Raw genomic sequence first — 19103 nt, 5'->3', positions numbered from 1 at the left:
GTGCGTCATCGGGAGGCCGCGGGTGCCCGCCTGCGGTTCTCCTCGGACACCTGTCCGCGCCTCACACGACGATCGCTGCCGTCGGCCGCTCGTGCCGGGCCCGTCGCCGCCCGTCGCAGTCACGGCCCTTCGGGGAGGACTTCGTCTGCCTGCTCTCCCGCGACCATCCCATCGCGGCCGAGCGGGTGGCACTGCGGACGTCACCACGTCCCAGCACGTCGGCGTCTTCGTCCTCGGCGATGAGCAGACCATGGTCGAACGCCGCCTGGACGAGCACGGACCACAGCGAGGTGCCTCTTCACACCGTCGAACTGGACGTCACCTCGCAGCACTGCGCCGACGACGCCGTCCTACGTATGCCGAAGGAGCAGGACGACCTTGATGCCATCGTGCAAACACCGCCCGGCGCATGGTCCTCGGACCCGCTGGGGCCTGCAGCACGGAGCGGTTCGCCGCGCTGTACGACACGAACGTGCCCGGTACCCAGCGGCCGCCACCGGAAGCCCTCGGCCTCCGAGCATCCGGCCCTGCCACAGCGCCTCCCACGTCTCCGCGTAGAGCCGAGACAGGCCCCGCCCACAGTGGAGGTCTCGTGTGGCCTGCCCAACCTTCGCTTGAACCGACAGGTACGCACGTAGAACAGCCGAAAGGCCATCGCACAGGCAGCGATCTACAGCTACCTATCGCGGCAGGTCAGGGGCTCATCGGTATCTTCTGGGGCAACCGGCCAGGACGGAGTGGGCTTGGCGCGTCGCCCCGCCCGAGCAGCAGTCACGCAGTCACGCAGTCACGCAGTCACGCAGTCACGCAGTCACGCAGTCACGCAGTCACGCAGTCACGCAGTCACGCAGCGTACCCAGAGCAGCGGTGGTCACGTCTGCCACCGCTGCCAGTGAGGACGACATTCCCTTTCACCACACAGGTGATCCGGTCGTCGGCCTCGACCGGACCGGGCGGCGAGCCGCCCTCGCGCAGGGGGGCGGCGCAGCGCAGCGCCGTGACTTCCGTGCGCATCGACCCAGGGCAGTGGGTCCGCGCGGGGCGCTTGACCGGTGCTTTCCACCGCACGTCACGGCCGGCGCAGATGGTGCTACGAACGCGGCGTAGGGTCGGTCGCCGGAGTGCGGGGCGGGCCTGGCAGGCGCGCGGATGCGCATCCCGTGCCGAAAGAGACGGACGGCACGTTGAACACCGGACCGCCGCCGTGCGTATGGACAAGGAGGACCGTGCCGCCCCAGGCACGGCGACCCACACGGCGCACGCACAAGCACACGCACAAGCACACGCACGAACCTGGAGGCATGCACGCATGAGCCTTTCACGGGAGTCCTTCTCCTCTCCGTCCCGCCGGGCGGTGGTCACCGCGGCGGGTGCCGTGGGGCTGGCCGCCACGCTCGCCGCCTGCGGCGACTCCGGTGGTTCCGGCACCGTCAGCTCCGGGTCCGCGGGTTCCGACTCCGCCAAGAGCCCCGACAAGGGCAGCGCGGCGCCCCTGGCCAAGACCGCCGACATCCCGGAGGGCGGTGGGAAGATCTTCAAGGACCAGCAGGTTGTGGTCACCCAGCCGGCCAAGGGCGAGTTCAAGGCGTTCACGAGCACGTGCACGCACCAGGGCTGCACGGTGTCGAGCGTGTCCGGCGGCACCATCAACTGCCCCTGCCACGGGAGCAAGTTCTCGATCGAGGACGGCAGCGTCAAGCACCCGCCGGCCACGGAGGCGCTGGCGGCCATGAAGATCCAGGTCTCGGGAGACGAGATCAAACTCGCCTGAGCCCACGGCTCCGGTGCCGTCCGGTCCGCGGGCCGCATCCCGTTGGCCTCCTGGCCCGTAAGCCCCCGGGGCCGTGGGCCCGGAGGCCCGGACCGGCCCAGGCGCGGAGCGGAAGCGGCCCCGGCCCGGCCGGGTCGTACGGCGCGGGCTGCGGGACCGTCGGCTCCGGGCGGTCGCGTGGAGACCGCCCGGAGCCTTCGGCGACGGGGCCACCGGCTGGCGCCGGGACCACCGGCAGGCGAACCTGACACGTCGGCCGGAGGCGGCGGTCAGGACGGCGGGGGGCCGCCCGCATCCTGACCGCCCGTGGCGTGCGCGGCCTCCCGCAGCGCCGTCACCGCGGCCCGGATCGACGGACGCCGATCGGCGTCGGCCCGCCAGACGACGTAGACATGGCGGTACACCCGGTGGCGCACGGGGACGGTGCGCACCCCCGCGGGTACCGGATCACGGCCCAGACGCGGCGCGACACACACGCCGAGCCCCGCGGCGACCAGCGCGAGCTGGGTGTGGTGCTCCTCGGCGCGGTGCGCGATACGGGGCTCGAAACCCTTGGCACGCAGCGTGTGGAGCAGCCACTCGTCACAGAACTGCCCTTCGGGCCAGGTGATCCACTCGTCGTCCGCGAAGTCCTCGAGATCCACCTCGCGGCGGTCAGCGAGCGGGTGCGCCTCGGGCACGGCGATATCGGCCGGGTCGTCGAGGACGTCGGCCTTGAGCAGGCCCTCGGGCAGCGGCAGCGGCTTGTTCTGCCAGTCGAGGACGACGGCGAGGTCCTGGTCACCGCGGATGACACCGCGCACCCCCGACTCCGGATCCTGCTCCTCGGTGCGCACCCGCAGCCCCGGGCACCGCTCGCCGAGCGAGGCGAGCACGGACGGCAGCAGGCCGCGCGCAGCGGTGGGGAACGCGGCGATACGCAGCTCGCCGACGGGCTGGCCACGATGCGCCTCCAGGTCCGACTGGGCCAGCTCCACCTGGGAGAGGATGCGCGCGGCGTGTTCCGACAGCAGCCGGCCCGCGTCGGTGAGGCGCACGCCCCGGCCGTTCTTGGCGACGAGTTGCTGGCCCACCTCCCGCTCCAGCTTGGTCATCTGCTGGGAGACAGCGGACGTCGTGACGTGCAGGCCGGCCGCGGCGCCGCTGACCGAGCCGTGCCTGGCGAGGGCGTCCAGCGTACGAAGGCGCTCCAGGTTCAACATGTAAGGAATGCTACGCGATACCTGGCACACAAACTCGCTTGTACTACGAGATCGTCGGCCCCATGCTGAGGGCCATGACCGCCACGCCCCGCGCCACCCCCCACCTCCGCACCCCCTGCACCACCGCCGCCCCCGGCACCTCCGGCTTCCCCAGCGCTCCCGCCGCCCCCGGCACTTCTGAATCTCCCAGCACTTCCGACCCTCTCGGCACTTCTGACTCTCCCGGCTCTCCCGGCACTCCCGGCGGCGCCTCCGCCAGCGCCTCCGCCAGCGCCGCCGCGGTACCGCCCGCGTCCGGCCCCACGGGCACGGGGCGTACCGGCACCCGACCCGGTCGAGGTGTGCTCGACTGGCGGCTGCGCTTCGGTCTGCTGTCGCTGATCTGGGGTTTCAGCTTCCTTCTGATCAAGGTCGGTACACAGGCGTACGCACCGCTCCAGGTGACCCTCGGACGGCTGTTCTTCGGCACCGCCGTGCTCGCCGTGGCCATGGTCGTCAAGCGTGAGCGGCTGCCGCACGGGGTGCGCACCTGGGGCCATCTGGCGGTCGCGGCCTTCCTGCTGAACGCCCTGCCGTTCTCGCTCTTCGCCTTCTCCGAGTTGACCATCCCTTCCACACTGGCCGGGATCTGCAACGCGACCTCGCCCCTGTGGGGCATGGTGCTGTCGCTGGTCGCACTGTCCGAGGACCGGCCCACCCGGCGCCGGGTGGCGGGACTCGGCCTCGGCTTCCTCGGGGTGCTCACGGTGCTCGGCGCCTGGCAGGGCTTCAGCGGCCTGGACGCGCGGGGCACCGCCCTGGCCCTGCTCGCCTCGCTGAGCTATCCCGTCGGCTGGATCCACGTCCGGCGCACGCTGGCCGGCTCGCACCATTCGCACCTTTCGATGACCGGCGGCCAGCTACTGCTCGCGACGGTGCAACTGGCTGTCGTCACTCCGGTGTTCACCTCCATCCCCGCGCACTTCCCGGTGGTGCCGATACTCGCGGTCGTCACCCTGGGCGCGCTGGGCACGGGACTCGCACTGCTGGTGCAGTACGGCCTCGTCCACGAGGTGGGCCCGACGACCGCGCAGATGGTCACCTACTTCGTCCCGGTGATCGCCACCGCCGCGGGCGTGGCGGTGCTGGGCGAGTCCCTGGCCTGGTCGACGCCGGTGGGCGCGGTGATCGTGATCATCGGTGCCGCCCTCACCCAGTCCCGGCCGCGGCGGAACACACCGTCCACACCGGACGGTGATGCGACCGCACGGGACGGGGGTGCGACCGCGTCCGGGCGGCGGCCTCAGTCGTAACGCCTGGCGGGCGCGGGTCCGAGCGCGGCGGCGACGGCGTCCGCAAGCCGGCCGGTCTCGTCCTCGCCCAGCCCCGAGACGGTGATCCGGATGCCGGGTGGGGCCTCGATGCGGAAGGCCGCGCCCGGGGCCACCGCCCATCCGGCGTGCAGCAGCCGCGCCACCGCACCCGTCTCGTCCCGCACCGGCACCCAGACGTTCATCCCGGTGCGGCCCAGGGCGGGTACCCCGCGCTCGGCGAGCGCCGCGATCAGTGCCGTGCGGCGCGTGTCGTAGGCGGCGGCGACGGCGGAGGGACGCACCGCGCCGCTGGACCAGAGATGGACGACGGCACGCTGCTGGAGGCGGCTGACCCAGCCCGGGCCCAGCCGCTGCCGCCCCGACAGCCGGTCGAGCGTCACCGCGTCACCGGTGAGGACGGCGAGCCTGAGATCGGGGCCGTATGCCTTGGCGACGGAGCGGACCAGTGCCCAGTTGCCCGCGGCGGTCGCCAGCGGGTGCAGGGGCAGGCCGGTGATGCCGTGGCCGTGGTCGTCCTCGATCAGCAGCACCTGCGGATGATCGGCGAGCACCGCCCGCAGGGCGTGTGCCCGCTCGCCCCCGACGGCGCCGCCCAACGGGTTCTGCGCCCGGTCGGTGACGACCAGTGCCCGCGCCCCGCCACGCAGCGCCCGCGCCACCGCGTCAGGCAGCGGACCCTCGTCGTCGACCCGCACGGGTACGGTGCGCAGCCCGAGCGCCGGGACCAGGTCGAGCAGGGCGGCCCACCCCGGGTCCTCCACCGCGACCGCGTCTCCTGCTCTGAGGTGTGCGGCGAGCACCCGCTCGATGGCGTCGAGCGAGCCCGAGGCGACTGCCACGGGGCCCGGCGGGACGCCGTCGGCGTCGAAGGCCGAGCGCGCCCGGCGGGCCAGCTCGGGTTCGACGGGGCTCTCGCCGTAGAGCACGGGGTGGGCGTCGGCCAGCGCGGCGGCGGCCGCGAAGGCCCCGGCGAGCGGAGGCAGCAGGGCCGGGTCGGGGTTGCCCTGGGAGACGTCCCGGACGCCGGGCGGGGCGTCGACGCGGATCAGGTCGCGGGCCGTCGTCTGCGGTCTGGGGCGGATGCGGGTGCCGCGGCGGCCCGCCGTCTCGACGACTCCGCGCTCACGCAGGACGCGGTAGGCCGCCGCCACCGTGTGCGGGTTGACGCCCAGCCGCTCGGCGAGCTCCCGCACGGGCGGCAGCGGACGGCCGGGCTCCAACTCGCCGGTGCCGACCGCGCGTTCGATGCTGCCGGCGATGTCCGCTGCACGGCGCCCCGTGATCCGATACTCTTCTAGCACAAAACATATTTTGTACTAGCGCAAAGATCGAGGCAAGTGATCGAGGCGGACGGTGCGCCCGGCGCCCACCGCACCATCCCGAGACCGAGCAGTCCCCGGCCCGCGAGGAGGACGCCATGACCGAGCAGTCCGCTTATCCGCCCACCGACCGCACCGTGCCCACCCGTGCCCGCGAGCGCGCCGCGTACGACCGTGCCCTGGTGCACGCGATCCTGGACGAGGCGTACGTCTGCCACCTGGGTTTCGTGCGCGACGGCGCGCCGGTGGTGCTGCCGACGCTGTTCTGCCGCGTCGGCGACCGGCTGTACCTGCACGGATCCACCGGCTCGCGTCCGCTGCAGATGGCGGGGCGCGAGGACCCCGGCCTGCCGGTCTGCGTCACGGTCACCCATGTCGACGGCCTGGTCCTCGCCAGGTCCGCCTTCCACCACTCGGTGAACTACCGCTCGGTGGTGGTGCACGGCACCGCCCGCCCCGTGACGGACCCGCAGGAGAAGAGCGCCGTCCTCAACGCCCTGGTCGACCACGTCGTGCCGGGTCGGGCGGCGGACGCACGCCCCCGCGAACACCAGGGAGCTGGCCGCGACCGCGGTGCTCCGGCTCGACCTGGACGAGGTCTCGGCGAAACTCCGCACCGGCGGCCCCAACGACGAGCCGGACGACCTCTCCCTCCCCCACTGGGCCGGGGTCCTGCCGTTGCGCAAGGGATACGGGACGCCCGTACCGTCGGACGACCTGGACGGCGCGACGGCCGTACCCGATTACCTGACCGTCCTGTGAGCCCGGGCGGACGCCGTCACTCCCGTGCCGCTCGGCAGGACCCGCGGTGCGGCGGCCGGGCCCGTGGCCACCGCACCAGCGCGGCACCGCCCGCTCAGGCCGCAACCGACTCCCGCCGTGCAGCCGCACCCCTGGCCTCGGCGACGGCGAGGCCCGCGACCGCGGCCAGCATCAGCAGGGTCCCCGCCACGGTGGGCAGCGTCAGCCGCTCGCCGAGCAGCACCACGGCGAGCACGGCCGCGCTGACCGGCTCCAGCAGCATGATCACGGAGACGGTGGCGGACCGTACGACGGCCGCGCCCGCGAAGTACAGCCCGTAGGCGAGTGCGGTGGGCACCGCGGCGACGTACACCAGCAGGAGCACCACCCGGCCCGGGTGCGCGGTGTGCGGCACCATCCCCTCGGCGAGGGCGAAGGGCAGCAGGCAGAGCACCGTCACGCCGAACGCCCAGGCGGTCGTGCCCGTCCCGTCACCGGTCCCGGTCCGCCCCCACCGGCGCGTCACCAGCGTCATGACGGCGTATCCGGCGGCGGACAGCACCGCGAGCACGACGCCCCAGGGGCGGACGGTCGCGTGGCTGCCGCCGAGCACCAGTACGGCGAGCCCGGTCAGGGCCCCCGCGACGGCGGCGGTGCCGCTGCGGCCGAGGAGTTCGCCCATGGTGAAGCGGGCTCCGAGCGCGATGAGGACGGGCCCGGCTCCGAGGGTCACCACGGTCGCGACGGCGAGCCCGGTTGCTTCCACGGCCGCGAAGTAGGCGGTCTGGAAGACGGCGAGCGCAAGCCCGGTGACCACGATCCGCACGGCCTTGCTCCGCCACGGCTCGCACCCGGCCGCCCGCGGGCGGCGCCGCAGGCACCGGGCGGCGAGCAGCAGGACGAGCCCGCCGAGGCACCGCCAGAAGGAGAGGGCGACGGGGCCCAGGTCACCGGCCCGGTAGAGCAGGGACGCGGCGGCGCCCGCGGTCCCCCAGGCGACGCCGGCGACGAACAGATAGCTGAGGCCCCGGCCTACGGACAGGGCGGGGGCAACAGGGGATACGGCATTCGACACGTGTTCTCCGCAGGGGTGCAGAAGTTCGGGAAGGCACCGCGAGGGGTGCGTGGACTTCTTCTGCGGGCAGCACCGCTCGGCCCGGCCGAGCGGCCGGGCTGTCGTCCGGAAGCCCGCCTCAGCGGGCCGGGGGCGGAAGAACGAGTGCGTCCGAATGCATGATCGGTACTTTACGGTGCGGTGCTGCCCACCGCCAGCGCCCCCGCGGGCCGGGCCCGCCGTCCGCCCGACGCGCCGCGCTCCGCCGGGGACCGGCTGTGCGGCCGTCGCAGGCGCTCACTCCGCCGCGGTGCCGTGGCCGGCGGGCGCCTTGCTGCCGGCGGCTTCCGGGCGGCCGCCGGCAACGGGAGCCGAGGGCGGCCTGGCGGGTGCGGCGGACTGGGCGATGAACGCACCCGCGAGCACCACCGCACCGCCCGCCAACTGCGCGGCGCCGAGGTGCTCACCCAGCAGGAACCACGCGAGCACGGTCGCGATCACCGCCTCCAGGCAGGCCACGACGCCGGCGACCTGCGGGGAGAGCCGGCGCACGGAGAGGATCCCGGTGACGTAGGCGAGGACCGTGCTGACGAGGACGATCCAGCCGATCAGCACGGCTGCGGGGACCGGGGTGCCGTCCATCCGGGCGCTGGAGGCCAGCAGCGACCAGTCGAGGTTCCAGGGGCGGGCGACGACGGTGAGGACGGCGGCGCCCGCGAGGAGGCCGTAGGCGATCACACCGAGCGGGTCGGGTGAGGCGTCGCCCTCGTCACTGCCGTGGTCGCCCAGCAGGAAGTACCCGGCCTGGCAGCAGGCCGCCGCAAGGCCGAGCAGCAGCCCCACGGTGTCGAAGCGCAGCCCCGACCAGACCTCGACGACGCAGCTCAGCCCGCCGACCGCGAGTACGGCCCCGAGGGCCGCGGCCCTGCTGACCGCGCGGCGCTGTACGATCCCGACCCAGCCGAGCACCAGTGCGGGACCCAGGTACTCGATGAGCAGGGCGACGCCCACCGGGATGCGTGAGATGGCCGCGAAGTAGCTCGCCTTGACCCCGGCGACGGCGAGCAGTCCGAAACCGGCGAGCAGGACGGGCCGCCGGCGCACCAGGTACCGGTGGCGCCAGGCGACGGGCAGCATCACCAGCGCGGCACCCGCCGCGCGCAGCCAGACCACGTGCAGCGGCGCGATTCCGGCGGTGATCAGCGGTTTCGCGGCGACACCTGAGCCGCCGAACGCGACCGCGGACACCAGCGCAAGACCGAGGCCGACGCTCTTGCTCCGGCCGGGCGAGCTCTCTCGGGCACTGTGCACCCGCTCATGATGGCAAACGGCGTCATGAGCGTCATCTCCGTTGACACCTGTCCGGGTGAGGGGGTGCCGTGACCGGAGCCGTGCGCCCGGGTCCCTGCGGGCAGGCCCGGGCCGCGTACGGGTTCAGGACGGCAGCTCGTCGAGGCCGCCCTCGTCCTCGGCGGCCTCGATCCGCGACTCCAGCTCGGCGGCCCGCACGCCGGCCCGGCCGAGCACCTCGACGGCGCGGCACTCCGCGTCGGCTGCGATGGCGACGAGCAGGTCGAGTCCGCGCGCCCGTGTGTCACCGCGCTGCTCGGAGCGCTTCCTGGCGGCGTCCATGGCGAAGGCGGCGGCGGGCGACCACCCTGCCTCCAGCACGACCGGCACACTGCCGGAGTCCTCCACGGCACTCTGCCACTGGAGCCCGTAGCCGATGCTCCGCTGCACGAGGTAGCCGAGCAGGCGCGCGAGGACGGCACCGTCGAAGACGAGCCTCACCTGCGGGTCGCACTCCAGCAGGGAGTGCAGCAGGTGGGCGGTGTCGATCTGGCGGTCCCCGTCCCGTGCGGCACGGCGGCGGGCGCCGGCCATCGCGGAGAGCAGCTCGGCACTGAGCCTGGCGTCGAGTTCGACACGGTTGGGTCCGCGCTCGGCGGGCTGACGCGGAATACGGGGTGGCACTCCCCTACCCCATCAGCCCCGGAGGGTCAGGACATCAGCGGCGGGGAGCATTCTCACGTCCGACACAGGGTGGGCATCCATACGTGGGATCTCCTTCTCAAGGATGACATCCGGCCCTCATTGCCACTGCCCGCGCGCGCCGCCTTGCCACGGACCGCGAACGCCACCGGGGGCCGCGGGGTTTGCCGGAGCGGCAGGCACCCCGCATATTCTCGCGGGACGCCTGCCGGGACGCCATACGGAGCGTGCGTTTTCGCCCACTCCTCCCCCACCTCCTGCTCACTTTCCCGCCATGAGGGGCGGGCCCTTCCCGCCATCCGGGCGGAGCCCGGGGGCCGGTCGGTCAGTCCTCGTCGGCGAGGATCCGGTAGAGCCGCTTGCGGGTGTCGTTGATGACGGCCAGCGCCTTGTCGCGCTGGTCCTTGCTGCCGGTCTTCCAGACCTGGCCGAATGCCTCCATCAAGCCGAATCCGGCCTGCCGGACCTCGTTCAGCGACTCCCAGTCGACTCCGCGGCCGGCCTCTTCCCAGGGCGCCTCGGGCCCCTCGTCCGCGGCCTGGCGGCCCGACTCGGTCAGCGAGAACAGCTTCTTGCCGCCTTCGCTGGCACTGTCGATCAGGCCCTCGTCCTCCAGTAGCTGGAGGGTGGGGTAGACCGAGCCCGGGCTGGGCTTCCACACCCCTCCGCTCCGCTCGGCGATCTCCTGGATCATCTCGTACCCGTGCATGGAGCGGTCCTTGAGGAGGGCGAGGATCGAGGCGCGGACGTCACCCCGCCGCGCCCGGCCGCGCGGCCCACCGCGGCCGCCGCGGCCACCCCAGGGGCCGCCCGGTCCGAAACCGGGTCCGAAGCCGCCGAAGGCCGCCCGCCGCCTCTCGAAGCCGCCCCGACCGTGATGGCCGGGCCCGCACTCACCAGGTCCGTGTTCGAATCCATGGGCACGCATCACCATGCGCTCCTTCCATCGTTGATCGGTCGTGATGCGTCAACGATATATCGCAAAGAGCCGGCAGGCAACAGTCGCGCCCGGTGGACCCGATATGTCCGGCAGGGCCCGCGCCATGCGGAGGGCCGCAGGCACAGCGGCACCGGGCAGTCGTTCGAGAGCCGGATCCGAGAGCCTGGTGGGGAGGAGCGCACGGGCGGGACCACCGGACGCACCCGACCCGGCTCCGGAGATCGCAGGGGACGTGCAGCCGGATCCCACCGTGGAGGCGGCCGCGCGGGGCACCGCACCGGGGCACGGGTCCCGAGCCGGACGGCCCCGCGGCGGGGCCGGTGGCGCCGCGGCAATCCGCCCGGAACACCTCTTGACCCCGGGCATGGTCGAACGACGAGTCTGACCGGGTGACTCAACCACCAATGACACGCCTGCGACCGCGCATACCGCGCGCGTACAGACCGGTGTTCGCCCACTCCGGATTCCGGCGGCTCCTTCCCACCCTCGCGGCCTCCGACCTGGGCGACGGCATGAGCGGGGTCGCCGTGGCGTGGCTCGCCGTGCTGATCGCGCCCCCGGGCAGGACCGGCCTGCTGGTGGGCGCCGCGGTCGCGGCCTACGCCCTTCCGGGAGCGGTGGGGGCGCTGGTCTTCGGCCGCTGGCTGCGCCGCCTGCCGGCCCGCCGGCTGCTGGTCGCGGACAGTTGGCTCCGCGCGGTCCTGCTGGGCTGCGTGCCCCTGGCCTGGGCGGCCGGGATGCTGAGCCCGGCCCTCTACGTGGGCCTGCTCGCCGGTTCCTCCGTACTGCACGCCTGGGGCAGCGCGGGCAAGTACGCGCTGCTGGCCCAGATGCTGCCGCCGGATCAGCGGCTGGCCGCGAACGCGCTGGTCAGCACCAGCACATCGGCATCCGTCATTGCCGGCCCCGCCATCGCGGGGTTCCTGTCCACGGCCATGAGCCCGGCCTGGCTCCTCGGCCTGGACGCCGTGTCCTTCGCCGTCCTCGCCCTCCAGCTCCGCAGGTCGGGCAGCGCCGACGGAGCGGCCAAGACGGCGGCGCCGGCCGGCGCCGAGCAGTCGGCGGCCGGTCTGCGCCTGCTGCGCCGGCAGCCCGAGCTCCTCGGGGTGCTCGCGCTCACCTGGTTCTTCGCCTTCCTGTACGGGCCGGTGGAGGTCGCGCTCCCGTTGCACGTCATCGACGACCTGCACGCCGGGCCCAGCCTGCTCGGGCTGTACTGGATGCTCTTCGGGGTGGGGGCCGTGCTCGGCGGGCTGGCCGCGGGCGCCCTGCGCAGGCTCCCGCTGTGGCCGGTCACCCTCGGCATCGTCGCCGGCTGGGGTCTCGCCCTCGTACCCTTCGGCCTGAGCGCGCCGGTGCCGGTGACCCTCGCGTGCTTCGTTCTGGGCGGGCTGGTCTACGGCCCCTTCCCCGCGCTGTCCTTCACGCTGTTCCAGGACCGTACGCCGGCCGCATGGCTGACCAGCGTCCTCGCGGCCCGCGGCGCCGCCCTCCTCACCGCGGCCCCGGTGGGCACCGCCCTGGGCGGCCCCCTGACCGCGGCCCTGGGCCCGCGCCTCGTACTGACCGCCTCGGGCCTTTCGACCGTCCTGCTCGCCGTCGTCGGCGCCGGGCTGCGGTTGTCGGGGCGACGGCGACCTTCCCGCCTGAGACAAGGATGATGCCGTGGATCCAGCCGCGATGTTCACCGACGCCGACGCCGCCGCCCTCTACGACCTGCTGAACCCCTGGGACCCCGGGCGGCGCCCCGGCGACGCCTTCTACCACGGTCTGGTCATGGCGGCGGGCTCGGTCCTGGACGTCGGGTGCGGTACCGGCGCCATGCTGCACCACGCACGCGGCGAGGGGCACGCCGGACGCCTCGTCGGCCTCGACCCGGACCGCGCCTCCCTCGCCCGGGCGCGGCGCCGGGAGGACGTCGAGTGGGTGGCGGGCACCGCGGCGGACGCGGCCGGGCAGGGCGTGGTCGAGCTGGCGACGATGACGGGCCACGCCTTCCAGTGCCTCGTGGACGACGACGACCTGCGCACCTCGCTCGCCGCGGTCAACGGGGCGCTGTGCCCGGGTGGCCGCTTCGTGTTCGAGACGCGTCATCCGCAGGCGCGCGCCTGGGAGGAGTGGCGGCCGTCGAACGCGACCGCCGTCATCGACTGGTCGGGCCGCGAGCTGCGCGTGTGCCACGAGGTCGAGTCGGTCGCGGATGACGTGGTCACCTTCACCGAGTCGGTCCTCGGCCCCGGCGGGGGCGTACTGCACGTGGCCCGCGCCGTCCTGCGCTTCCTCGATCCCCCGGCACTGGACGCCTTCCTCGCCGGTGCCGGTTTCACGGTCGAGGCACGGTACGGCGACTGGCACCGTGGGCCGGTCACCGGGGAGAGCGTGGAGATCGTCACCGTCGCGCGCCGCGACCAGCGCGCGGCGCCCTCGCCCTCGACCACAACCGCGACCCCGACCGCCGAGGCTCCGGCGCCGGCTGCGCTGTGACGGCCGGCCGGGCGGATCTACGCTGGAGGCAGAGGAGGTGTGTCATGCGCAAGGTCGTCGACTGCCGCGATATGCCGAGCGAGATGAACTGCACTCTCGCCATCTCCGGTGAGGAGGAGGAAGTGGTGCGCGCCGCTGCCGAGCACGCCGCATCCGTGCACGGTCACGCGGACACCCCCGAGCTGCGGGAGCAGATCCGCTCCGGGCTCAAGGACGAGACGCCTCAGCACGCCTGACCGGCCGGCCGCGTCCGTCTCCCCGCGGGACGGCGGGCGCGGCTGCCCGGTGGCCCCGCGGGCGCGGGCCCGGCGGGTGGCGGCATCGAAGGGCGCCCCCGCGGCGGAGCGCCCCGCCGCATCCGGGAGCCGGCACCGGGGAGAGGCCAGCACTCCCGAATTGGCCTTGGCCGACCGCACTCGCCGCGTTCTACCGTCTGCTCATGCGGATTCGAATCGTCGACGCCTTCACGGACCGGCCGTTCGCGGGCAACCCGGCCGGCGTGCTCCTCCTGGACAGCTTCCCCGACGACGCCAGGCTCCAGCAGGTGGCCGCGGAGGTGAACCTCTCCGAGACCGCGTTCGCGCACCCGCTGCCCGCGGGCGGCGAGGCGGACTGGGCACTGCGCTGGTTCACACCCGTCACCGAGGTCGACATGTGCGGGCACGCCACGCTGGCCACCGCACACGTGCTGCACACCACGGGCGCGGCCGGCGGCAGGGTGCGGTTCGCCGCCCGCTGCGGCGTGCTCACCACTCAGCCGCGCCCGGACGGCAGCATCACGATGGACTTCCCGACCGCCCCGCTGACCGAGGTCGACGTGCCCGAGGGACTGGATGCCGCACTGGGCGCCAAGCCGCTGAGCGCCCACGACACCGGTCCCCACATCGGCGACCTGCTGATCGAGCTGGCCGACGAGGCGACCGTGCGCGGCCTCGCTCCTGATCTGCGCGCCCTCATGCGCCACTCGGACCGCGGCATCGTCGCCACCGCGCCGGCCGCCGATCCGTCCTGCGCCTACGACTACGTCTCACGCTGCTTCTTCCCGCTGGTCGGCATCGACGAGGACCCGGTCACGGGCAGCGCGCACACCGCTCTCGCCCCGTTCTGGTCCCGGCGCCTGGGCCGCCCGGCCCTCACCGGCCTGCAGGCGTCCTCCCGTACGGGCCTGGTGCACACCGAGCTGCGCGCCGAGCGCACCCTGATCACGGGGCGCGCGGTCACCGTCATCGACGGTGACCTGCTCGCCTGAGCCCGCCCCCGGCCGACCGCCGGGCTCCCGCGCCGGGGCTCCGGCGCGGGGCGGGCGGCGGTCTACGGCATCCTGAACGGCTGGTCTGCCCGTGGTGCCCGCTCCTTCACCGACGATCGTGGATCGTCGACACAGGACCAGGCTGCTCATGGCCGGCGTCACCGGCCCGGGCGAGAGGACGGAGCACAAGGAGTTCCGTGCAGCCGGCAGCCAGGCGCGAAGGCACGCCCTCCCCGGAGGTGCCGCACCCGGTTCCGTCGCCCCGGGACCGGTCCCGCGTGCGGCCGGGAAGATAGCCGAAACCCGCCGGCCGTCAGGACGCTCCGGCAGGATGGAGCCGGCAGCGCGGGTGGGGGAAGGGGCGGGACGTGCACTGGTCTTGGTCGTCCTTCGTCACGACGGCACAGGTGTGGCTGGTGCTGTTCGTGCCCAGGGAGGGGCGGTACGGGCTGAAGGCCCTCATCGCCGCCGTCTTCGTCCCCCTCGGCGAGGGGCTCCTCCTCAGCGGCGCCGACGGGGCGGTCCTGCTCAACGCCCTGGTGCTGCTCGCCTCGGGTCTGCTGTTCCTCGCCGAGATCGCATCGAGCAGCCAGAGCCCGCTCGTCCCGCTGATGTGGGCCGTCGTGGGACTGGCCGGCACCTTCTTCCTCATCTGGCGGCGCGACGAACTGATCGCGTGGACGGAGGCGACCCGGTCACCGCTGGTCATCGGCTGTGCGGTGGCGGCGCTCCTGCTCGTCCCGCTCGCGGTGCGCGGCAGGCGGCTGCGCGACACCGTGCGGTACGACCCGCACGACCTGTCGGGCCTGTGACCCATGGGCCACACTCCGTCCTCCGCGCTCCAGGTGCTGCTGCTCGTGGTCTTCGTCCTGCCCGGCATCAGTTACCAGTTCCTCCGCGAGCGGCTGCGCGGACCCGTCGCCCGGGAGAGCAACCTGGGCGAGCGGGTACTGCGGGCCGTGACCGCGTCCATCGTGCTCGACTCGGTGTACGCGGTCGTACTCGGTCCGCTGCTGGTGCGCGTGGTGCGCGGCGGCGGGCAGCAGCACTGGGACGGTGCCGTCCGGCAGCCGCGGCTCGCGGGGCTGCTGGCGCTGCTCCTGCTCGTCGCCGTCCCCGCCGCCGCGGCCGGCTGCGTGTCACTGTGGCAGCACCGCCGGCTGCCCGCCCGGTACCGGGCCGCGCCCAGCGCCTGGGACCACATGTTCCGGCACCGGGGCTCGTGCTTCGTACGCGTCCGGCTGAAGGACGGGACCTGGGTGGGCGGTTGGTACGGGTCCGGGTCGTACGCCACCTCGTATCCGGAACCCGCGGAGCTCTTCCTGGAGTCGGCGTGGCGCATGAACCCGGACGGCAGCTTCGCCGGCCGGATCGAGCGGACCGCGGGGCTGCACGTGCGCGCCGCCGACGCCGACATCTTCGAGCTCGTCCATCCGCCGGACCTGACCACCGGCCCCGTGCCGGGGGAAGTCCGTGCCCCGGCCCGGCGCACCCGGCGCCTGCCGATCCGCCGCGGCCGCCCGCCCGGCAGGCGCTGACCCGCGCACCGGATCGACCGACCACCCGGAAGGCACCCCATGCCCGACCTGACTCCCCACGAGCTGGAACTGCTGGCGGAAGCGGCCCAGTTCCGCGGCTACACCCCGCGCGACGACGTGCCCGAGCCCGACCAGGGCCCCACCGGGCCCGCCGGTGCCTCCGCGCCTCCCCCGGCGCGGACGGAGCCCGACCGCACGCTTCCGCTCCCGCTCCCGCCGACCGACGAGTGAGCCGACCGGGCCGGTAGGCCGCCGCGTCAGGGCCCCACGTGGATGAGCCCGGCCCACAGCGCCGGGAAGTGCGGATACCGCTCGCGTGCGGTGAGCGTCGCACGGTGCACGGCCACGGCGGCGTCCGCGGCACCGCGCGACCTGCCCGGTGCGGCCAGGTGCTCGTAGACGTGTGTCGCGAACTCCGCGCCCACCCGGTCCTGCAGGAGCCAGAGCGTGGCGATCACCTGCCGGAAGCCGGCCAGTTGGAAAGAGGAGGCGAGGTGGATCGCCTCGTCGAAGAGCCGGTTGCCGGGCCGGGCGGTCGAGCAGGAGGAGACGTAGGCCAGTTCGGCGGTGCGCAACCGCAGCCGGGAGATGTCGGCGACGGAGAACGAGCGGTGCTCGTGGTCGTGGAGCAGCAGCCGTCCGCGGGACGGCGCGTCCGGTTCCGCCACCGCGTGGCAGGCGAAGTGGGCCCAGGTCCTGCGGGGCAGCTCGGCGAGCACCCGGTCGGCGACCGCGTCATCGCCGGACAGCACCCGGGTGCCGGGAAAGCGCCGCCGCACCGCCTCGGCCTCGGCGGGCGAACCGCTCAGTGGCGCCGCGCCGGGTGTCTCCGGGAGGGCGACGACCAGGGGCCGGGGCGAGGTGCGGGCGGGCCGCCGTGCGCGCGCGCCCCGCAGCGCGCGCACGGTCGGGACGTAGGAGGAGACCACCCGGTCGAGCAGGGTCCTCGGGTCGTCGTCACCGCAGGTGCCGTGGTGTCCCGCGGCGTGCACGGGCAGGAGGGCCAGCGGACCGGTCGGCACCCACCACACGCGCGGCGGGGCGGTTCCGGGCGGCGGCCCGTCAAGGCCGAGGGCCGCCACGACAGGTGCGGCCACCGCGTCCCACAGCCAGGCCAGCACCTCGGTGAGGGCTTCCTGCCTCCCGGGGTCGAGAACATGGCCGGGCCGTACCGCGTCGGCCGTCTCGCGCACCCGCGCGTCCACGGCTTCGAGCGTGACGGCGGGCAGCGGCACCGTCCGGGTGCCGTCGGGACCGAGGATGATCGCGTCGGACCGGTGGGCGCTGACGTTCAGGAAGACGATCGGTCCTTCCTCGGCTGCCGCGTGCAGCCCCGCTTGCTCCGGGCCGCGCGCGAACGCCTGGAAGCCGGGCCGGCTCCGGATGCGTGCCATCAGCGCCTCCCAGCGGGCGGTCAGTTCCCGCCGCGTCTTCAGGGCGCGTTCGCGGGCCCAGTCCGGCTCGGCCCCCGGGTCGGTGCCGCCCGTCTGCTCGCCGCCGTCCTCGCTCCGGTCGAGGAGCGGCTCGGGGTCGTGCATGGCGTCGAGTGCGTCCCGCAGTTCCTCGAACTCGTCGGCCAGTCGGGGGTGGTGCAGGCGCAGCGCCGTCAGGTCGGCGCGGCTGTCCAGGGCGCGGGCCAGCAGGACCCCGCGGCCCTGCTCCAGCAGGGTGACCGCCTTGCCGGGTGCTCCGGCGGCCAGCGCACAGGCCGCGGCGGAGGCGGCGATCCCGGACCACTGGCCGAGCCGGTGCTCCTGGTCGGTGCGGTGCAACTCGCGGGCCGCCAGCCTGGGCAGCAGCTCGATCACGCCTTCCAGGGCCTCGACCGCCTCGCCGTACCGACCGGCTGACGCCGCGATGTCGCCCCAGGCCACCCCGGCGGTCACCCTGGCGGGGACGTCGGCCACCGGGCTCCGCGCCGCCTGCCGGGCCAGTGCCACCGCGTCGTCCAGATCGCCGGGGCGCCGTTCTGCTGAGCGGTGGCGGCTGCGCAGGGCGAGCGCCAGGTTGAGCTGGTGGCCGGCGCGGCCGGGGCCGTCGGCGGGGGCCTTGTCGACGGCGGTGCGGGCCAGGCCGATCGCCTCGTCCAGTTCCGCGGCGTCCGGGGCGTGCTCGTGCCGTACGCGCAGCACCAGGGCGAGATTGTCGAGGCAGGTGTCGTGCAGCCGGTAGTCCGCCGGCATGCGCTGCACCGCCTGGCGGCCGACGGCCAACGCCCGGTCCAAGTCGGCCCACCGCCCGGTTCTGCCGTGGCGCTGGACGAGCAGCCGGCAGAGGGTCGTCAGGTGGACCACCCGCACATACGGGCGGTCGCCCGCCTGGGTGATGCGCACGGCCTGTTCGAGCGTGTCGATCGCCTCGTCCAGGTCGTCCTGGTGCCGGGTGCGCTCGTACCTGCTGCGGAGCACGGCGCTCAGCTCGCTGAGGCATGCGCTGCCGGCGCCGGACGGGCCGGCGGGGGTGACGCGCACCGCCTCGCGGCTGCTCTCCAGCGCCTCCTCCAGGTCGGCGGCGTCCCCGAAGTGGTCGTGGCGCACCCGCAGGGCGCAACTGAGCTGTGCGAGCAGGGCACCGCGGTGGACCGCGGGGCCGGCCGGGTGCCGGGCCACCTCACGCCCCGTTGCGATGGCCTCGTCCAGGTCCTCGGTGTTGCGCAGGCGCTCGTACCTGCCGCGCAGCGCCATCACCAGGCCCGCCGCGTACTCCGGCCTGGCCCGTTCGCCCGCGCTCGACCGGACGGCGGAGCGCAGCCTGCCGACACTGTGGTCCAGCGTCTGCACGCTGCCGGTGAGGTCGTAGCGCCGCAGGTGCGCATGGCCTTCCTCGTACGCCTCCGCGGCCGCGGTCGGGTCCAGGGCCGGATCGCGGTTCTGCCGGAGGTACGTACGCAGGTTCCGGCCCGCGAACACATAGAAACCGGTCATCCCCATGGCAGCGGCGACCGGTTCGATCCACGGGTACGGCATCGGACGGGTCAGCACGGTGGAGAGGCCGACCGCTCCGGCCATGAGGCCCGATCTGCGGATGTTCCGGTTGACGTGACGGTCCCCCACCACCCCGCAGATCAGCATGCAGAACCCGGAGAGCAGCATCTCCAACCCCAGCCACATGGAGTCAGGCTAGGTGGCGCGCGGGCCCCGGTGGTGCGCATCGTCGGCATTGCGGTCGGCGGGTACTTCACACGTGGGAAAGAACGTGATCCGCGAGAAACGGGTGCCCCGCCTGCTGTACGGGCGGCCTCCCGGTCGCCCCGCAGCGGGCGGCCCGCGTCCGCGTCCGCGAGGTCCGTCAGCCAGTGTTCGCGGCCCGGGTGGCCGGCGCGGGGGCGGGCGGCGGACCCGCCACCGGCCACCCGCCACCGGCCACCGACCACCTGCCCGGGGCCGGTCCGGCGCCATGGCAGGGTGTGGGAATGCGCCAAGATCGATGATTCGCCGTCGCGAACCGCGATGCCGTGGCTACCGTAAGTGCGGGTGTGTCCTGCGGCATGAGTGACGAGC

At 74.1% G+C, this 19103-nt stretch carries 17 protein-coding genes and 1 pseudogene; 10 read left to right on the top strand and 8 right to left on the bottom strand.

Annotated elements, in window-relative coordinates; all coding sequences use genetic code 11:
• Window positions 1–61 precede the first annotated feature (61 nt).
• Entirely contained in the window at window positions 62–277 is a 216-nt protein-coding gene (locus IE313_RS32775) for a hypothetical protein (protein WP_189938706.1), read from the bottom strand.
• A 1032-nt stretch (window positions 278–1309) separates the two neighbouring features.
• Between IE313_RS32775 and IE313_RS32770 the strand changes: the two genes are divergently transcribed.
• Window positions 1310–1771 (top strand): Rieske (2Fe-2S) protein, encoded by a 462-nt coding sequence (locus tag IE313_RS32770; RefSeq protein ID WP_189938704.1) that lies wholly within the window; start codon window positions 1310–1312, stop codon window positions 1769–1771.
• Between the two features lie 269 nt (window positions 1772–2040).
• Here the strand turns inward: IE313_RS32770 and IE313_RS32765 are convergent, their stop codons facing one another.
• Complete coding sequence (locus tag IE313_RS32765) at window positions 2041–2973, bottom strand: LysR family transcriptional regulator (protein WP_189938702.1); 933 nt, start codon at window positions 2971–2973, stop codon at window positions 2041–2043.
• A gap of 341 nt (window positions 2974–3314) precedes the next feature.
• Here IE313_RS32765 and IE313_RS32760 point away from each other — a divergent pair, with 341 nt between their 5' ends.
• Entirely contained in the window at window positions 3315–4265 is a 951-nt protein-coding gene (locus IE313_RS32760) for a DMT family transporter (RefSeq protein WP_189938731.1), read from the top strand.
• Here the strand turns inward: IE313_RS32760 and IE313_RS32755 are convergent.
• Window positions 4256–5587 carry an aminotransferase class I/II-fold pyridoxal phosphate-dependent enzyme gene (locus IE313_RS32755; RefSeq protein WP_189938700.1) on the bottom strand — a complete coding sequence of 444 codons (1332 nt, stop codon included), beginning with the start codon at window positions 5585–5587 and terminating at the stop codon, window positions 4256–4258. The two genes, IE313_RS32760 and IE313_RS32755, sit on opposite strands and share 10 nt — an antisense overlap.
• A 116-nt stretch (window positions 5588–5703) precedes the next feature.
• Between IE313_RS32755 and IE313_RS32750 the strand changes: the two are divergent.
• Window positions 5704–6367: pseudogene (locus IE313_RS32750) on the top strand (pyridoxamine 5'-phosphate oxidase family protein).
• 94 nt (window positions 6368–6461) lie between these two features.
• Here IE313_RS32750 and IE313_RS32745 read toward each other — a convergent pair.
• The 4 genes from IE313_RS32745 to IE313_RS32730 form a co-directional block, all read right to left on the bottom strand.
• Entirely contained in the window at window positions 6462–7421 is a 960-nt protein-coding gene (locus tag IE313_RS32745; protein ID WP_189938697.1) for a DMT family transporter, read from the bottom strand.
• 276 nt (window positions 7422–7697) lie between these two features.
• A complete protein-coding gene (locus IE313_RS32740; protein WP_189938695.1) occupies window positions 7698–8711 on the bottom strand; it encodes an EamA family transporter in 1014 nt (337 codons plus the stop codon).
• Window positions 8712–8834: 123 nt separating this feature from the next.
• Window positions 8835–9374 (bottom strand): Clp protease N-terminal domain-containing protein, encoded by a 540-nt coding sequence (locus tag IE313_RS32735; RefSeq protein WP_189938693.1) that lies wholly within the window; start codon window positions 9372–9374, stop codon window positions 8835–8837.
• Window positions 9375–9717: 343 nt separating this feature from the next.
• Window positions 9718–10320 carry a PadR family transcriptional regulator gene (locus tag IE313_RS32730; RefSeq protein ID WP_189938691.1) on the bottom strand — a complete coding sequence of 201 codons (603 nt, stop codon included), beginning with the start codon at window positions 10318–10320 and terminating at the stop codon, window positions 9718–9720.
• A 416-nt stretch (window positions 10321–10736) separates the two neighbouring features.
• Between IE313_RS32730 and IE313_RS32725 the strand changes: the two genes are divergently transcribed.
• From IE313_RS32725 to IE313_RS32695, 7 genes are all read left to right on the top strand, one after another.
• Entirely contained in the window at window positions 10737–11993 is a 1257-nt protein-coding gene (locus IE313_RS32725; RefSeq protein ID WP_189938689.1) for an MFS transporter, read from the top strand.
• Window positions 11994–11997: 4 nt separating this feature from the next.
• Window positions 11998–12816, top strand: a complete 819-nt coding sequence (locus tag IE313_RS32720; protein ID WP_308439244.1) for a methyltransferase domain-containing protein — start codon at window positions 11998–12000, stop codon at window positions 12814–12816.
• Window positions 12817–12860: 44 nt separating this feature from the next.
• Window positions 12861–13052, top strand: coding sequence for a DUF1059 domain-containing protein (locus IE313_RS32715; RefSeq protein ID WP_189938687.1), 192 nt, complete (start codon window positions 12861–12863; stop codon window positions 13050–13052).
• 203 nt (window positions 13053–13255) lie between these two features.
• Window positions 13256–14065, top strand: a complete 810-nt coding sequence (locus IE313_RS32710) for a PhzF family phenazine biosynthesis protein (RefSeq protein ID WP_189938685.1) — start codon at window positions 13256–13258, stop codon at window positions 14063–14065.
• Window positions 14066–14433: 368 nt separating this feature from the next.
• The gene (locus tag IE313_RS32705; RefSeq protein ID WP_189938683.1) at window positions 14434–14877 is read left to right on the top strand and encodes a hypothetical protein; all 444 of its coding nucleotides are present in this window, start codon (window positions 14434–14436) and stop codon (window positions 14875–14877) included.
• 3 nt (window positions 14878–14880) lie between these two features.
• Window positions 14881–15603 carry a DUF6338 family protein gene (locus IE313_RS32700; RefSeq protein WP_229925144.1) on the top strand — a complete coding sequence of 241 codons (723 nt, stop codon included), beginning with the start codon at window positions 14881–14883 and terminating at the stop codon, window positions 15601–15603.
• Between the two features lie 39 nt (window positions 15604–15642).
• Entirely contained in the window at window positions 15643–15834 is a 192-nt protein-coding gene (locus IE313_RS32695) for a hypothetical protein (protein WP_189938681.1), read from the top strand.
• A gap of 26 nt (window positions 15835–15860) precedes the next feature.
• Here IE313_RS32695 and IE313_RS32690 read toward each other — a convergent pair whose 3' ends face one another.
• Entirely contained in the window at window positions 15861–18713 is a 2853-nt protein-coding gene (locus IE313_RS32690; protein ID WP_189938679.1) for a CHAT domain-containing protein, read from the bottom strand.
• Window positions 18714–19103: the final 390 nt, after the last annotated feature.

This window comes from Streptomyces sulfonofaciens (assembly GCF_014656295.1).
Lineage (GTDB): Bacteria > Actinomycetota > Actinomycetes > Streptomycetales > Streptomycetaceae > Streptomyces > Streptomyces sulfonofaciens.
Note: the sequence above shows the minus strand (reverse complement) of the source record. Positions and strands in the feature narration are given on the sequence as shown.

Excerpts from the sequence above, each read along its gene's own strand:
- IE313_RS32770 (WP_189938704.1), top strand. The coding sequence starts at position 1,310 with ATGAGCCTTTCACGGGAGTCCTTCTCCTCTCCGTCCCGCCGGGCGGTG.
- IE313_RS32765 (WP_189938702.1), bottom strand. The coding sequence starts at position 2,973 with ATGTTGAACCTGGAGCGCCTTCGTACGCTGGACGCCCTCGCCAGGCAC.
- IE313_RS32730 (WP_189938691.1), bottom strand. The coding sequence starts at position 10,320 with ATGCGTGCCCATGGATTCGAACACGGACCTGGTGAGTGCGGGCCCGGC.
- IE313_RS32725 (WP_189938689.1), top strand. The coding sequence starts at position 10,737 with ATGACACGCCTGCGACCGCGCATACCGCGCGCGTACAGACCGGTGTTC.
- IE313_RS32715 (WP_189938687.1), top strand. The coding sequence starts at position 12,861 with ATGCGCAAGGTCGTCGACTGCCGCGATATGCCGAGCGAGATGAACTGC.
- IE313_RS32710 (WP_189938685.1), top strand. The coding sequence starts at position 13,256 with ATGCGGATTCGAATCGTCGACGCCTTCACGGACCGGCCGTTCGCGGGC.
- IE313_RS32700 (WP_229925144.1), top strand. The coding sequence starts at position 14,881 with ATGGGCCACACTCCGTCCTCCGCGCTCCAGGTGCTGCTGCTCGTGGTC.
- IE313_RS32695 (WP_189938681.1), top strand. The coding sequence starts at position 15,643 with ATGCCCGACCTGACTCCCCACGAGCTGGAACTGCTGGCGGAAGCGGCC.
- IE313_RS32690 (WP_189938679.1), bottom strand. The coding sequence starts at position 18,713 with ATGTGGCTGGGGTTGGAGATGCTGCTCTCCGGGTTCTGCATGCTGATC.